This is a genomic window from Lichenicola cladoniae, from assembly GCF_013201075.1.
GTDB classification, from domain to species: domain Bacteria; phylum Pseudomonadota; class Alphaproteobacteria; order Acetobacterales; family Acetobacteraceae; genus Lichenicola; species Lichenicola cladoniae.
Genome location: NZ_CP053708.1, coordinates 3379265 through 3393350, shown reverse-complemented (window position 1 = coordinate 3393350; position 14086 = coordinate 3379265). Strand labels below are relative to the sequence as shown.

Genomic DNA, 14086 nt, shown 5'->3' with positions numbered 1-14086 from the left:
CCGTCAGGGCCGCGCGGGACCGTTGTTTTTCAGCTTCTCCATCAGGAACGCTGCCCGCGCCTCCGATACCCGGGCCCGCAGCAGCGGATCCGGCAGCAGGTGCGTGCCGGGCAGCAGCAGCAGGTCGTACGGCCGCCCGGCCGCGATCAGGGCCTGGGTGAGCTTCACCGTGTTCTCGAAATAGACGTTGTCGTCGGTCAGCCCGTGCATCAGCAGCAGCGGAAGTGACAGCGAGGGCGCATAGGTGAGCACGTTGCTGGCCCGGTAGCCGGCCGGATCGTCCTGCGGCGTGCCCAGGTAGCGCTCGGTATAGGCGGTGTCGTAGTCCGCGAAATCGACAACCGGCGCGCCTGCCACTCCGGCCTTGAACAGGTCGGGCCGGCGGATCGTCGCCATCGCCGTGAAGTAGCCGCCGAACGACCAGCCGGTCACCCCGACCCGCGACAGGTCCATCTCCGGATAGCGCTTGCCCAGGGCTCTCACCCCGTCGACCTGGTCGGTGAGCGGCAGGTCGATCAGGTTGTCCTTGGTCGCCCGCTCCCAGTCATGGCCGCGCCCGGGCGTGCCGCGCCCGTCCAGGCTGACGACGACGAAGCCGCGATCGGCCATGCACTGGTCCTCGAGATAGAGGCGCGGCGTGCGGAACACCATCTTGAAGCCGGGTCCGCCATAGACCGAGAGAACGACCGGATAATGCTGTCCGGTCCTGAACCCGGCCGGCCGGATCACCAGGGCATCGAGCGCGTGTGCCCCCGCCCGGGTGAATTCCACCCTGGGGATCGAAGCGGGTGTTTCCGCGTGGCTCGGCAGGGTGGCCAGGATGTGCCCGGCCGCATCCCGTACCAGCGTGGCGGCACTTCCGTCGGCACCGGCGACGGCATCGGTAAAGATCGTGCGCCCACCCTTCGCATGCGCGTCCTCGGCAAACGCGGCCTCATGCAGGCCGGGCTCGACGGCGACCGGCACGACGGCGCCGGTCGTGAGCGAAACCCGGTACAGCGCCGAGCCGAGACGGTCCGGGTTGGCCTTGAGCGTGACCGTCCCGGCGTCCGCATCCACATCCTCGAGCGACAGGAACGGCATTTTCGGCCCGGTCACCGCATGGTCGGGCGTGCCGTCGGCATGGCGCAGTTCGAGGCGCCAGGCGCCGTCGCGTTCCGCCGCCCACAGGAAACCGGTGCCATCAGGCAGCCAGTGCGGCAAGGCGAGCCCGTTCCGACCAAGCTCGGTCGTGCTGTTGACCCAGGCCGGATCGGTCTCGGCGAGCAGAGTGGTGGCATGTCCGGTCGCCGGATCGACCGCCAGCACCCGTTCCTCGGTCTGTGCCCGGTTCAGCACCACCAGCGACAGCTGTCCGTGCTGCGGCCACACCACGCGCACCAGGTAGGGGAACGCCGCGCTGTCCCAGTCGACCCACCGCGTGGCGCCGCCCGCACGCGAAACCAGCCCGAGCCGCACCCGCGCGTTCGCGGTGCCGGCGCGCGGATAGCGGAACTCGACCGGTGCGACCGACGGATGTTCCGGATCGCCGATATAGTGGCGCTCGACGCCGGAAGTGTCGGCTTCCTCGTAGAGCAGCGTGCCCCCGTCCGGCGACCACCAGGTACCGTCCTCGCGGTCGAGTTCCTCGGAGGCCGCGAATTCTGGAAGCCCGCGCGTCAGCGTATCGGTCCCGCCCGAGGTGATCTGCCGGTCCTGGCCGCTGGACAGGTCCACCACATGCAGGTCGTTGTTCCTGACTGCGGCTACGAAGCCGCCGTCCGGCGACAGGCGCGGCGCGATCCAGCCGGTGCCCGGGACCGGGCTGTTCTGGCCGCCCGGCAGCAGGATTCGCACCAGCCGGTCCGCCTGGGTCGCCAGCACCGTGCCGCCGTCGCGCGACAGGCTGAAATCGGTGATGCCGGTCAGCGTCATCCGCGCACGCTCGCGACGCGCCTTCTCCTCGATCGAAAGCTGTTCGGGTGCGTCGGCCGGACGGGCCAGCTCGGTTTCGGTGCGCGTGGCCATGTCGACGCGGAACAGCCGGAGATGGGTGTCGCGGGGGCCGCTGCGCAGGAACAGCACCGACCGCCCGTCCGGTGTCGGCCGGGCATGGATCGGCTGGCCGAGCGTGTCGTTGCGCGTTGCCGCCAGCTGCTCGAAGCATCCTTCCGCAGCCTGGGCGGACGACGCCGCCGATAAACCGGCCGCGAGCAGGAGGGCGGCTGGGCGCCTGGAAAAGCCGGTCATGGGACTCCGATGCGATAGGCTGGCCGGGAGTGTGACGGTCGCACGCCCGATCGGGCAAGCCGGGGCCGCCGGGAGCATTGACCCGTCGCCGGATCCGTCCGGTTATCTGTGCGGCGACACGCCGGTCGCTACAGTTCGGGAGACGGGTCATGGCCGACACGAGAAACAATCCGCTTGGACGACGCGGATTCGTCATGAGCAGCCTGATCACCGGCTTCACCCTGGCGGTCTCGCGGGTCGAGGCACAGGAGATCCACACCGGCAGCAGCGGCATCGTCGCTGCCGAAGTGCGCATCCCGGTCTCGGACGGCAGCCTCCCGGCCTATGTCGCACGTCCCGCCGGAGCAGGGCCGTTCCCGATCGTTCTGGTGATCGAGGAAATCTTCGGGGTCCATGAGTACATCAAGGATATCTGCCGCCGGCTCGCCCATCTCGGGTATCTCGGCGTCGCCCCGGAGCTCTATGCGCGGCTGGCCGACCTCTCGACCATGACCGACCCGCACCAGATCATCCGCGACGTCATCAGCAAGGCGCCGGATGCGACGGTGATCGCCGATCTCGACGCCACCGCGTCTTGGGCCGGCCAGCACCAGGGCGACCTGCACCGGATGGGCGTGGTCGGCTTCTGTCGTGGTGGCCGCGACAGCTGGCTGTATGCCGAACACAACCCGATGCTGAAGGCAGCGGTCGCGTTCTACGGTCCGGTGAAGACCGACGACACGCCGATCCAGCCGCGCAGCCCGCTCGATCTGGCAGCCGGCCTCAAATGCCCGCTGCTCGGCCTGTACGGCGGCCAGGACACCAGCATCGCGCAGTCCGATGTCCAGGCGGCGCAGGCCCGCGCCAGGGCAGCGGGCCAGGTGGTTGATATTGTCGTCTATCCGGATGCCCCGCACGGCTTCCACGCGGATTACCGCCCGAGCTATCGCCGCGCCGATGCGGAGGATGGCTGGAACCGCGCCATCGCCTGGTTCCGCCAGCACGGGGTGACGTAACGGATCTTGGAGACGGCCACGAACCGGTCCGGTCGCGCAGCGATAAGCTTGGCGCCCGTCGGAATTCCTGTCCCGGTAGGGTCCGACAGGAGTTGCCGCTGCCATGACCACATCCTTGTCCTATCTTGCCTGGACACTCGTCCTCGCGGTCGTGCAGGTCGCCATCGCTGCAGCGGCGAAGCGCCCCCAGGACGGCGTGCAGTGGGCGACCGGCAACCGCGAGGACAAGCAACCTGCCTACACCGGCCTCGCCGCCCGCATGGATCGTGCGCAGGGCAACTTCTACGAGTCGCTGCCGCTGTTCATCGGCGCCGTACTGCTGGCGCACATGGTCGGCCGCGACACCAGCCTGACCGCCTGGGGCGCCGGCCTCTATTTCTGGGCACGGCTCATCTATATCCCGACCTACGCGCTTGGCCTGGTGCCGTGGCGCACGATCGTCTGGGCGGTCAGCGTCGTCGGGCTCGTGCTGGTCCTGATCAGCCTGGCCTGATCATCGTTCGCACTCGAAGCTGATGCTGTCGCTGCGCTTCCGTCTCTGGATCCTGTGGGGCCTGACGCTCGCGGCCTCCGTGGCGATCGGCCTGCTCCTGGTCCAGCTGTACCGGTCGTCGACGCTCGCCCAGGCCGGGCGGGCGGAGGCGGTCGTGACCCAGGCCTGCGAAACCATCCGCAGCCGCTACGGCTTCTACGTCACCGGCTGGGATGGCTCCGGCGCGGTGCCGGGCACGGAATTCGGCCAGGCGCTCGGGCCGGTGCTGATCGCCGCTCTTTCGAGCCACGAAGGAGTTCGTGGCGGCATCTGGTCCGACCACGCCGGATCGCTGGCGACGGCGTTCCCGACCGCGGCTGCATCGGCACAAGCCGAGGCACTTCCGGCTGGCCGGCGCGAACTGGTCGCCGCCATTGCCGCACAGGCGACCGACGGCGAGCAGAGCGTCCTGCAGCGACGGACCGTCGATGGCCAGCTGATCCTGATCGCGGCGTGCCCTTTGCCGGGGCCGTATCCGGGACTGGCGGCCTGGACCATGATCGACGTCCGGACCGCCGGCTACGACACCTTGCGGTTGGGTCTCGGCGTGCTGCTGCTGCTGCTGCTGGCCGTGGCGGCCTGGATGACCTGGCTGACCACCGCCTGGGGCGGCCATGTCCGCGCCATCGAGACGGCGCTGGCGACGCACACGCTGGAGACGCTGCCCGAGCTTGCTCCGACCGGCGAACGCGAACTCGACCGGATCGTGGCGGCATTGAACGAGGCCGGGACACGGCTCTCCGAAGCGCGGGCACGCGCGCAGGATCTTGCGGCGAGGGCGTCGATGTCCGAGCGCCTCGCAGCGCTCGGACGCGTGGCGGCCGGGGTGGCGCACGAAATCCGCAACCCGATCGGCGCCATGCGTCTCCGTGCGGAAAACGCGTTGGCCGGCGATGGGTCGCGTCATCGCGGAGCCCTGGAGTCCAGCCTGCCGCAGATTGCCCGGGTGGAGCGCCTGGTCACCGAGCTCCTGGCGATGACCCAGCGCCGGGAACTGCATGTCGAGGAGGTCCGGCTGCAACCGTTCCTGCAGGCGCGGGTCGCCCTGCATCTTCCGTCCGCGGGCCCGCGGCTGGACATACGGAGCGACGACGCCACCGCCCGGTTCGATCCCGAACTGATCGGCCGGGCGCTCGACAACCTGCTGTCGAACGCGCTCCGGCACACGCCCGCCGATGGAACGGTCATGCTGACGGCGACGCGAACTTCCGATCATGTGCGGTTCACGGTCAGCGATACCGGGCCGGGCATCGACCCGTCGATGCGGGGCCGGTTGTTCGAGCCGTTCGCCACCGGCCGTCCGGATGGCACCGGGCTTGGCCTGGCGATCGCCCGCGAGATGGCCGAGGCGCATGGCGGCAGCCTGGTGCTTGCGGAACCGCTGCCGGGCCGGGAACCCGGCACGTGCTTCATCCTCGAACTGGGGCAGGGCTGATCGTGGCGGTGATCCTGATCGTCGACGACGATGCGGCACTTCGCGAAGGCGTCGCCGAAACCCTGTCCGACCTGGGCCACGTACCGCTCGAGGCGGCGGATGGCCAGGCGGCGCTGGCAACACTGGCCGAACACGCTGTGGATGCGGTGCTGCTCGACCTGCGCATGCCCGGGCTGGACGGGATCGAGGTGCTGGCGCGGATACGGGCCCGCCCCGATCCGCCGCCGGTGGCAATCCTGACCGCGGTCGCCACCGCCAGCAACACGATCGAGGCGATGCGCCTGGGTGCCGTCGATCACCTGACTAAGCCGCTCGGCCGTGCGGACCTGGCGGCCCTGCTCGAACGCATGCTGCCGGCTGCAAGCTTCGGCCCGGCCACTGCCCCGGTGCAGCAGGCGAGGGAGGAACTGATCGGCGCTTCTCCCGGCATGCGCGACATCCAGAAGACCATCGGCCTGCTGGCCGACAGCGACGCGACGGTGCTGATCGCCGGCGAGACGGGAACCGGCAAGGAGGTGGTGGCCCGTGCCATCCATCGTCATGGACGCCGGCGCAACCGTGCCTTCATCGCGATCAACTGCGCCGCGATCCCGTCAGACCTGCTGGAGAGCCAGTTGTTCGGCCACGTCCGCGGGGCCTTTACCGGGGCGGTGACCGACCGGGCCGGGTCGTTCCGCGAGGCTGATGGCGGCACGCTGTTCCTCGACGAGATCGGCGACATGGCGCCGGCGATGCAGGCCAAGCTGCTGCGCGTGGTGCAGGAGCGGGTGGTGCAGCCGGTCGGCGGCAAGCCGGTCCCGGTGGATGTCCGCATCGTCGCCGCATCGCATCGCGACCTGGAGGCGGCGGTCCGGCAGGGCAGCTTCCGCGAGGATTTGTTCTACCGGCTGCGGGTGGTGCCGATGATCTTGCCGCCGCTGCGCGACCGGCTGTCCGACATCCTGCCGCTGGCGGAACATTTCCTCGGTGTCGATTCCAGCGCGCGAACGCCGCATCGCCTGTCCCGGCAGGCGGCATCGCTGCTGCTGGCGCATCCCTGGCCGGGCAACGTGCGCGAACTGCAGAACGCGATGCAGCGGGTGATCGCGCTGGTGCGGCGTCCGGTGATCGAAGCCGAGGATCTGCGGTTCCTCGGGCAGGTGCCGACGCCAACGGCCGAACCGGTCGATTGGCTTGCAGGCGACCTGGAAACCGCGGTCGCACGGCTCGAAGCCGAGATGATCCGAAGGGCCCTGGCCCGGTCCGGAGGTAACCGCGCCGAGGCCGCGCGGCAGCTCGGCATCCACCGGCAGTTGCTGCACGCGAAGCTGCGACGCCAAGGCGGGGAGCCGTCCGGAAACCGGACGGAGGGCGTCGGGCAAGCGGACGATCCGGCCGGATCGTCATGACCGGAAACCTATATATTTCAGTAGCTTGGAGGCTGGCACATCGCTTGCGATTGACACTGCAAGGATCACCCGATCCGAAGCGATGGAGACTCTCGATGATACGACGTACGAAACAGGTCCTGCTGCTGACCGCGACCATCTTGGCGGGCGCCGGGGCCGTTGCCGTGGCGCAGGACGCGAGCGGCACCTACGACACCAGCCAGTTGCCGACCATTCACGGCAAGGTTGCGCAGTACGACCTGACCCCGCGCGGCGACGTGGACGGGCTGATCCTCGACGACGGCACCGAGGTCCATTTCCGTCCCGATCTCGGGTTGCAGGTCGTGGCGATCGTGCGGCCGGGCGAGGCGGTGACGATCCACGGATTGAAGGCACGCGTGCTGAAGCTGGTGCAGGCGATGTCGGTGACCAATGACGCCGGCGGCAAGACGGTCACCGACGAAGGCCCGTCCGTGGCCGGACGTCGTCCGCCGCCCCCGCCGCGCCATGAGCCGGGCGACGACCAGCCGATGCAGGCGAAGGGCGTAATCAAGATGCAGCTGCATGGCCCGCGCGGCGACCTGAACGGGGTCCTGCTCGAGGACGGCACCATGGTGCACCTGCCGCCGCCGGAGGCCAGTCGCCTGGCCACGCAGCTCACGGCGGGAAAGACGATCACCGTGCAGGGCAGCGGATTGCAGAATGCGCTCGGGCACGTGATCGCCGCAGAGGCGATCGGTCCGGATGACGCGCATCTGACCCGGATCGCCCTGCCGCGCCCGCCGCGTCCGCCGCGTGGTCCGGATGCGCCGGGGGGCCCGGTTCCGCCGCCCCCCGGTCCCGCGCTCGATGCTGCGCCCGGCCCCGACAACGCTCCCAACCCCCCTCAGTAGGGGCCGGGGCCGATGCAGACTTCACGACCATCGCCTCGCAGCCTGCTCGGTCTCGACAGCGTCAACCTGCTGATGGCCGACGTCCGCGATGGCGTCGGTCCCTACCTCTCGGTGTTCCTCGCCGGGTCGCGTCACTGGCAGCCGGGGCCGATCGGCATCGCCCTGGCTGCCAGCTCGGTCGCGGCCGCGATCTGTCAGATCCCGGCCGGGCTGATCGTCGACGGATCGCGCTGGAAGCGGCTCATGATCGCCGTCTCCGGCATCATCGTCGGGCTCGGCTGCCTGGCGATCGTGATGTTCCGCGGCTTCTGGCCGGTGCTGGCGGCGCAGGCGATGCTGGGTGCCGCGTCGGCGATCATTCCGCCGGCGATCGCGGCGCTTTCGCTCGGCATCGTCGGGCGGCGACTGATGCCGGCCCGGATCAGCCGCAACGAGAGCTTCAACCATGCCGGCTCGTTCGCCGCCGCCGGCCTCGCCGGCGGGTTTGGGCATTATCTTGGCCTGAACTGGATCTTCTATCTGGTCTGCGGCTTCGCGGTCGCCAGCGCGATCGCCGTGACCCTGATCAAGCCGGCCGAGATCGACCATGATCTCGCGCGCGGCGGCGAGAGCCAGGGCAATGCCGGGAAGCCGGTCCCGTTCCGCGCGTTGCTGCGTCGGCGCGAGGTGATCGTCTTCCTGGTCTCGGTCACGCTGTTCCATTTCGGGAACGCGGCGATGCTGCCGTTCGCGGGCCAGGTGCTGGCCCACGACCATCCGGGCGAGGATACCGTGGCGCTGAGCGCCTGCATCATCTGCGCACAATTGGTGATGGTGGGCGTGGCCTGGGCGGTGGGCCGGGCGATGAAGGCGGGGATCGGCCGCAAGCGGATCTTCCTGCTGGCCTTTGCGGTTCTACCGATCCGTGGCGTCCTGTTCTCCTTCACCACCACGGCCTACGGCGTCGTCGCGATCCAGCTGCTCGACGGCGTCGCGGCCGGCATATTCGGGGTGATCGCGGTCATCATGGCGTCCGATCTCACCAGCGGGACCGGCCGGTTCAATCTCATGCAGGGATTGGTCGCCCTCGCGGTGGGGGTCGGCGGCGCGCTGAGCAACGTGGTCGGCGGGTACGTGGTGCAGGCATTCGGCTACCCGGTCGGCTTCCTCAGCCTTGCCGCGATCGCCGTCGGTGCATTGCTGGTGTTTCTGCTGCTCATGCCTGAAACCCTGCCGGATGCCGACACGGAGAGCGGCGACCCGAGCGGCATGGAGGCCGGATGATGCCGGATGCTTTGAACGGCGCGCATCTCGCCGTGTGGATTATCGCCTTCGTGGCCACCGCGGGGGTGATCGTCCGGCCGTGGAAGCTGCCGGAGTTCATTTGGGCGATCGCCGGCGCGCTGCTTCTGGTGGTGTCGGGTTTGCTGCCAATGGGCGGCGCGCTGAAGGCGATCGGCCGCGGGACGGACGTCTATCTGTTCCTGATCGGCATGATGCTGCTGTCCGAGGTCGCGCGGCGGGAAACCTTGTTCGACTGGCTCGCCTCCATCGCGGTGCGCCGGTCCCGCGGCAGCGCGCGCCGGCTGTTCGTGCTGGTCTATGCAGTCGGCATCATGGTGACGGTGTTCCTGTCCAACGATGCGACGGCGGTGGTCCTCACACCGGCGGTGCTTGCGGCGGCCCGCGCCGCGAAGGCCGAACCGATGCCCTACCTGCTGGCATGCGCGTTCATCGCCAATGCCGCCTCGTTCGTGCTGCCGATCTCGAACCCGGCCAACCTGGTGCTCTACGGGCATCATCTGCCACCGCTGCTGCGCTGGCTCGGCACGTTCCTGTTTCCGTCGGTGCTGGCCATCGCCGTGACCTTCGTGGTGATGCTGCTGGTGGAACGGCGGCGGCTATCCCAGCCGATCACCTCGGAGATCGCGCAGCCGCACCTGCCGCCGGGCGGCATGGTGGCCTTGGCCGGCATCGTGGTCACGGCAGGCGTGCTGCTGGCGGCGTCCGCACTCGACGCCCCGCTCGGCCTGCCGACCTGTCTCGCCGGCATCGGCACCGCCGCCGTTGTCCTGCTGGTCAAGCGTGAGGCACCGTGGGCGACGTTGCGCGGGGTCTCATGGACGGTGCTGCCGCTGGTCGCCGGACTGTTCGTGCTGGTGGAAGGCCTCGACACGACCGGCGTGCTCGGGACCCTGACGCGGGCGCTGCACCATGCGTCGCAGTCCGATACCGGGCTGACCGCATGGGTCGCCGGGATCGCGACAGGATTGATCGGCAACGTGATGAACAACCTGCCGGCCGGGCTGATCGCCGGCCAGGCGGTGGTGCAGGGCCACCTGCCGCTGCCGGTGGTGAACGCGATGCTGATCGGGGTGGATCTCGGACCGAACTTGTCGATCACCGGCTCGCTCGCCACCATCCTGTGGCTGACCGCCCTCCGGCGCGAAGGGCTCGGCGTGTCGTTCGGCCAGTTCCTGGCGCGGGGTGCGCTGGTGATGCCACCGGCATTGCTGCTGGCGTTGGCGGGCCTGCTGCTGACGCGGTAGGTGGGCTTAGGCCTTGTGCCGCATCCGCAAGCTGGCCCGGTTCAGATCCGGCAGCGATGCCGGGTCGGCGATGATCGCCTCCGCCTGCGCGATGGCCTTGGCAAGTTGCGCCGTGCTCAGCGTGCGGATCGCCGGACGCGGCACGACGCTGTCCCACCGGGCACCGAGCGATACGTCCAGGCACACGCGCATGAAGCAGTGGTCGAGCTGGATCGGCCATCCATGCTGCGTCGCGAGTGCCGGCAGGCGCGTTCTGGTCAGCTCCAGCCAACGCTCGAGCAGGGCTTGGCGGTCCGGGTCTCCGCCAGCTCTTCCAACCAGCACACAAGGATCGGCCATCGTGCAAAACCCCCGGCATCGCCCCGTTCCGGCCTGCAGTCTCCCTACATGGTGTTTGCAGGCCGTTCCGCCCGTCCCCCGTGGCGCCAAGGGTGACGAAGTCTGTTACAGCAGTGGGACGGTTGGCGCTCCCGCCGCGGCCATCCGGGGTGAGCGCCATGTTTGCAGTGCAGTTCCTGAGCGAGGCCGATCTGGCCGGCGTGGCCGATCCGCTTCTCGGCGTGATCGCCTTCGGACATGAGCTGCCGGTCGGGCTGCGCGCCGTCCGCCTCGACTTGCCGCTCCGGTCGCTGGCCACCGACCGGCCGTCCTGCTTCGAGGCCTGGACGTGCACCGGTCCTGTGACCCTATACGAGGAACAGGGTTTCTCGCTGGCGGCGGGTGATGGATTGCTGTTCGGCGCGATCTCGGTCGAGGCCGGACCCGAAATCGAAGCGATCACGCGTGACCTGTATACGTGCCTGTTCAGCGTCATCGGCCGGGCCGGATGCCCGAACCTGATCCGGCTGTACAACTACGTTCCGGACATCACCGCGCTGCAGGCAGGCGAGGAACGATACCGGCTTTTCAATGCCGGCCGGGGAACCGCCTTCGCCGCCGCCGGCATCGACCCGCGATCGGCCCCGGCCGCCTCGGCGCTCGGGACCGGCGGCTCGAAGCTGCGCGTCTATTTCCTGGCTTCCTCGACCGGTTCTCTGCGCATCGAGAATCCTCGGCAGGTCAGCGCCTACCATTATCCGCAAGCCTACGGCGCGGCTCCGCCCCTGTTCGCCCGGGCCACGATCGCCGATCCGGAGGCCGGCCAGCCGGTCCTGCTGGTGTCCGGCACCGCAAGCATCGTGTCGCACGAAAGCCTGCATCCCGGCGACGTGGCGGCGCAGACCGACGAGGTCATGCGCAACCTGCACGCCATCTTCGGCGAGTGCGGCGCCCAGGGCTTCGAGATGGACGAGGTGCGACAACTCAAGATCTACCTGCGCCGCGGCCTCGATCGCGCTGCCGTCGCGGAGCGCCTCGAGACGATGGCTGCGCCGGACCGGATGGTCTGGCTGGAGGCGGATATCTGCCGGCCGGAGCTGCTGGTGGAGATAGAGGCGGTCTGCCGGCTCAAGCGACGACGACAGCCGGCATGACCCGGCCGGAGACGATGCGGCGCGCGATGAGAACTCGGCTGGCGGGTGCGCTTGCCCTGTCCTTTCTGTCGGCCTGCAGCGCATCGAACTTCGATACGCCGGGACCGATCACGGCGAAGCCGTTGTACCAGTCGATGTTTCCACTTTATGCCGAGTTGTGCGCGGTGTCGCAGATCCGCAAGAAGCCCGGGTTCGGGCCCGACATCAGCGGCGGCCCCGGCGGGCACTCGGTCCTGTTCCTGAGTGGCGTCTGCCTGGAGCACGACGCGCATTATCCGGTCCTGAAAATGTGCGACACCAGCATCGCGGATCATCCCGACGGGGTCGGGCTGAGTGTCAACGCGCATTACCGCAACGCCAACTGGATCGCCACCGAACGCAGTGCGTTCTTTTTCGACGGCACCCTGAAGCCCGGCCAGCGCCTGACGCGCGCGGTCTATACCGAAACCCAGAAGCAGGCGGAAGCGCTCGGCATTCTCGACGGCGTCGTGTTCCATGACCGGGTCTTCGAGGGCAAGCCGGCGGCGATCTCGCGTCGCGACTGGATGTACGAGATGTCGGTCTCGACCGATTATGCGGTCGATTTCGGGCGGGGGCGATACTGCTCGCGGGTTCCGCTGACTCAGGACCAGATGACGCGGATGGTCGGGTTTCTCAATGACCGCAACGCGGTCTATCGCGATGGCCGGACACCGTTCGTATGGAACGTGCTGAAGGATAATTGCACCCACCTGACCCATAATGCGCTGGCGGCGGCCGGGGTGTGGAACGAGTGGAAGATAAACCGTCCGCTTCTGATCTCGGCATTCAGTTTCCCGGTCCCGAAGAACGAATACGTCAACCTGATGCAGCGGACCAACGAACTGCCCCTGACCGACCTGGCGGCGCTGTTCCATGACGCCGGTGCACGGCGGACCCTGATGCGGAGCGACTGGCTTGCCACGCAGCCGGGCTCTATCACCGAGTCCGAAGGTCCCCGGCGGGACAACGATATCTACAATACCAGCCTGCAACTGATCTTCTACGACGATCCGATCCTTGGCTCCTACCGGCCCAATTTCGATCGGTTCCAGAGCCAGCCGCGTTATCACGACCTCAGGACGAACCTCGCCTATTTCGCGTCGCTCTACGCACGCATCCAGGCCGAGCGGAAGCCGCTGGACTGGTGGCGGGTCCATCATCCGGTACTCGCGCGGTCACCGAATGATTTCCCGGCCTTCTACCGGCAATTCTATGCATACATCGATGCTCAAAGTGCGCGGGTCGCGGCGGGCCTTGCAACGCCGCCATCGCCGAACGGCTGATCTATTCGGCGGCGACCGGCACCGGTGCATCGCGGCGTGCGCGGGCGCGATGTTTAAACGACAGGGCGGTGAAGGCGGTCTTGAACGCGAGCACAGGCAACCGTGCCCGTATCCCGCCACCCAGATTGCCGGCGAGGATCGAGATCAGGCCGTCGCGCATGCGGAACATGTTCTGCGGGTTCATGAACATTTCGCGCATGACGGGCGTGTTGATACGATAGATCAGCCACGCGATGTTGTTCAACTCGCGACGCGTGCGCCGCTCCATCCGGCGCGCAGCCAGGCGGCCCGCCTTCGGGTTATCGAGCCAGGCTGTCGCGACGTCGACGCCACGTTCCGCCGCCGTCATCGCCAGCAGCACGCCGGAGGAAAAAACCGGGTCCAGGAAGGCGAACGAGTCGCCGATCATGACATATCCTTCCCCCCAGGATGCGCCGGCCCGATACGAGTAGTTGCCGGTGGTGCTGACCTCGGACACGCGTTCGGCGTTCCGCATGCGCGCACTGACGCTCGGACTGGCCTCGATCCGCGCCATCAGCAGGTCCTGCGGGCTGCCGATGCGGTTCCTGAAGGCTGACTGGTTGCCGACGAAGCCGACGCTCATGATGTCGCCCGGCAACGGGATCATCCAGAACCAGCCATCATCGACCAGATGCACGGTGATGTAGCCCTCGGTGTCGCCGGTGCGGAACGCGGCACCCCGATAATGCGCGAACACCGCCGCAGTGGAGTTCTGCTTGTCGCTTTCCTTGGCCCCGAAACGGCTGGCCAGGAACGTGTCGCGCCCGGAGGCGTCGAGCACGAAGCGAGGCGCGAATACCCTGGTCTCGCCATCGGGACCCTGCACCGTCACACGCGTGCCGCACCCGTTCTCGGCGAATCCAATGTCGGTCACGCGCGCATTTTCAAACGCACGGGCGCCTTTCTGCTCGGCGTTCCGGAACAGGATCGTGTCGAAATCGGCGCGCTTCACTTGGTAGCTGTGCACATAGTCCTTGTTCAGCCCGAGCGCGAACGGGAACGCGACCGTACGCCCGCATGCATCGGACACGAACTCGGCGCCGCGCTTGAACACCCCGACCTCGTGCACGGCATCGGCAACGCCGAGACGTTCCAGAATCGGCACGTTACGCGGCAGCAGGCTTTCGCCGATATGGAAGCGGGGATGCGCATCCTTTTCCAGCATGACCACGTCGCGGCCTTGTTCCGCCAGCAGCGCCGCCGCCGTCGCACCGGCCGGTCCGCCACCGATCACCAGCACGTCGCACGGCTCGACCTGCATGGAAGGCAGGTTCTCCCGATGCTGGGTCATGTGGCTCATCGATCGGTCC

Annotated in this window: 12 protein-coding genes; 9 read left to right on the top strand and 3 right to left on the bottom strand. The window is 68.3% G+C overall.

What is annotated here, in order from left to right:
- Positions 1-3 precede the first annotated feature (3 nt).
- Positions 4-2229 carry a DPP IV N-terminal domain-containing protein gene (locus tag HN018_RS15415; protein ID WP_171833227.1) on the bottom strand — a complete coding sequence of 742 codons (2226 nt, stop codon included), beginning with the start codon at positions 2227-2229 and terminating at the stop codon, positions 4-6.
- A 149-nt stretch (positions 2230-2378) separates the two neighbouring features.
- On the opposite strand from HN018_RS15415, the gene HN018_RS15410 reads away from it, so the two are divergent.
- The 7 genes from HN018_RS15410 to HN018_RS15380 all read left to right on the top strand — a co-directional run bounded on the left by HN018_RS15410 (position 2379) and on the right by HN018_RS15380 (position 9979).
- Positions 2379-3224 carry a dienelactone hydrolase family protein gene (locus HN018_RS15410; RefSeq protein ID WP_171833228.1) on the top strand — a complete coding sequence of 282 codons (846 nt, stop codon included), beginning with the start codon at positions 2379-2381 and terminating at the stop codon, positions 3222-3224.
- A 103-nt stretch (positions 3225-3327) separates the two neighbouring features.
- The gene (locus HN018_RS15405) at positions 3328-3717 is read left to right on the top strand and encodes an MAPEG family protein (RefSeq protein WP_171833229.1); all 390 of its coding nucleotides are present in this window, start codon (positions 3328-3330) and stop codon (positions 3715-3717) included.
- A 22-nt stretch (positions 3718-3739) separates the two neighbouring features.
- Complete coding sequence (locus HN018_RS15400) at positions 3740-5191, top strand: sensor histidine kinase (protein WP_171833230.1); 1452 nt, start codon at positions 3740-3742, stop codon at positions 5189-5191.
- A complete protein-coding gene (locus HN018_RS15395) occupies positions 5161-6579 on the top strand; it encodes a sigma-54-dependent transcriptional regulator (RefSeq protein WP_239478727.1) in 1419 nt (472 codons plus the stop codon). The genes HN018_RS15400 and HN018_RS15395 overlap by 31 nt, the downstream gene beginning before the upstream one ends.
- 95 nt (positions 6580-6674) lie before the next feature.
- Positions 6675-7451 (top strand): hypothetical protein, encoded by a 777-nt coding sequence (locus HN018_RS15390; RefSeq protein ID WP_171833231.1) that lies wholly within the window; start codon positions 6675-6677, stop codon positions 7449-7451.
- Between the two features lie 12 nt (positions 7452-7463).
- Positions 7464-8714 carry an MFS transporter gene (locus HN018_RS15385; protein ID WP_171833232.1) on the top strand — a complete coding sequence of 417 codons (1251 nt, stop codon included), beginning with the start codon at positions 7464-7466 and terminating at the stop codon, positions 8712-8714.
- Positions 8711-9979 (top strand): arsenic transporter, encoded by a 1269-nt coding sequence (locus HN018_RS15380; RefSeq protein WP_239478726.1) that lies wholly within the window; start codon positions 8711-8713, stop codon positions 9977-9979. The genes HN018_RS15385 and HN018_RS15380 overlap by 4 nt, the downstream gene beginning before the upstream one ends.
- Positions 9980-9985: 6 nt before the next feature.
- Here the strand turns inward: HN018_RS15380 and HN018_RS15375 are convergent, their stop codons facing one another.
- Positions 9986-10318, bottom strand: coding sequence for a GCN5-related N-acetyltransferase (locus tag HN018_RS15375; RefSeq protein ID WP_171833233.1), 333 nt, complete (start codon positions 10316-10318; stop codon positions 9986-9988).
- A 158-nt stretch (positions 10319-10476) separates the two neighbouring features.
- Here HN018_RS15375 and HN018_RS15370 point away from each other — a divergent pair, with 158 nt between their 5' ends.
- Both HN018_RS15370 and HN018_RS15365 read left to right on the top strand, forming a co-directional pair.
- Positions 10477-11451: a chorismate transformation enzyme, FkbO/Hyg5 family gene (locus tag HN018_RS15370; protein WP_338034025.1), complete on the top strand. Its 975-nt coding sequence runs from the start codon at positions 10477-10479 to the stop codon at positions 11449-11451.
- Positions 11448-12755 carry a hypothetical protein gene (locus HN018_RS15365; RefSeq protein WP_171833235.1) on the top strand — a complete coding sequence of 436 codons (1308 nt, stop codon included), beginning with the start codon at positions 11448-11450 and terminating at the stop codon, positions 12753-12755. The genes HN018_RS15370 and HN018_RS15365 overlap by 4 nt, the downstream gene beginning before the upstream one ends.
- Position 12756: 1 nt before the next feature.
- Here HN018_RS15365 and HN018_RS15360 read toward each other — a convergent pair whose 3' ends face one another.
- A complete protein-coding gene (locus HN018_RS15360; protein ID WP_239478724.1) occupies positions 12757-14076 on the bottom strand; it encodes an FAD-dependent oxidoreductase in 1320 nt (439 codons plus the stop codon).
- Between the last annotated feature and the right edge of the window lie 10 nt (positions 14077-14086).

Bases quoted from the DNA above. Each gene is read 5' to 3' on its own strand.
- HN018_RS15390 (WP_171833231.1), top strand. From the start codon at position 6,675: ATGATACGACGTACGAAACAGGTCCTGCTGCTGACCGCGACCATCTTG.
- HN018_RS15410 (WP_171833228.1), top strand. From the start codon at position 2,379: ATGGCCGACACGAGAAACAATCCGCTTGGACGACGCGGATTCGTCATG.
- HN018_RS15360 (WP_239478724.1), bottom strand. From the start codon at position 14,076: ATGAGCCACATGACCCAGCATCGGGAGAACCTGCCTTCCATGCAGGTC.
- HN018_RS15370 (WP_338034025.1), top strand. From the start codon at position 10,477: ATGTTTGCAGTGCAGTTCCTGAGCGAGGCCGATCTGGCCGGCGTGGCC.
- HN018_RS15375 (WP_171833233.1), bottom strand. From the start codon at position 10,318: ATGGCCGATCCTTGTGTGCTGGTTGGAAGAGCTGGCGGAGACCCGGAC.
- HN018_RS15400 (WP_171833230.1), top strand. From the start codon at position 3,740: ATGCTGTCGCTGCGCTTCCGTCTCTGGATCCTGTGGGGCCTGACGCTC.
- HN018_RS15365 (WP_171833235.1), top strand. From the start codon at position 11,448: ATGACCCGGCCGGAGACGATGCGGCGCGCGATGAGAACTCGGCTGGCG.
- HN018_RS15380 (WP_239478726.1), top strand. From the start codon at position 8,711: ATGATGCCGGATGCTTTGAACGGCGCGCATCTCGCCGTGTGGATTATC.
- HN018_RS15405 (WP_171833229.1), top strand. From the start codon at position 3,328: ATGACCACATCCTTGTCCTATCTTGCCTGGACACTCGTCCTCGCGGTC.
- HN018_RS15415 (WP_171833227.1), bottom strand. From the start codon at position 2,229: ATGACCGGCTTTTCCAGGCGCCCAGCCGCCCTCCTGCTCGCGGCCGGT.
- HN018_RS15385 (WP_171833232.1), top strand. From the start codon at position 7,464: ATGCAGACTTCACGACCATCGCCTCGCAGCCTGCTCGGTCTCGACAGC.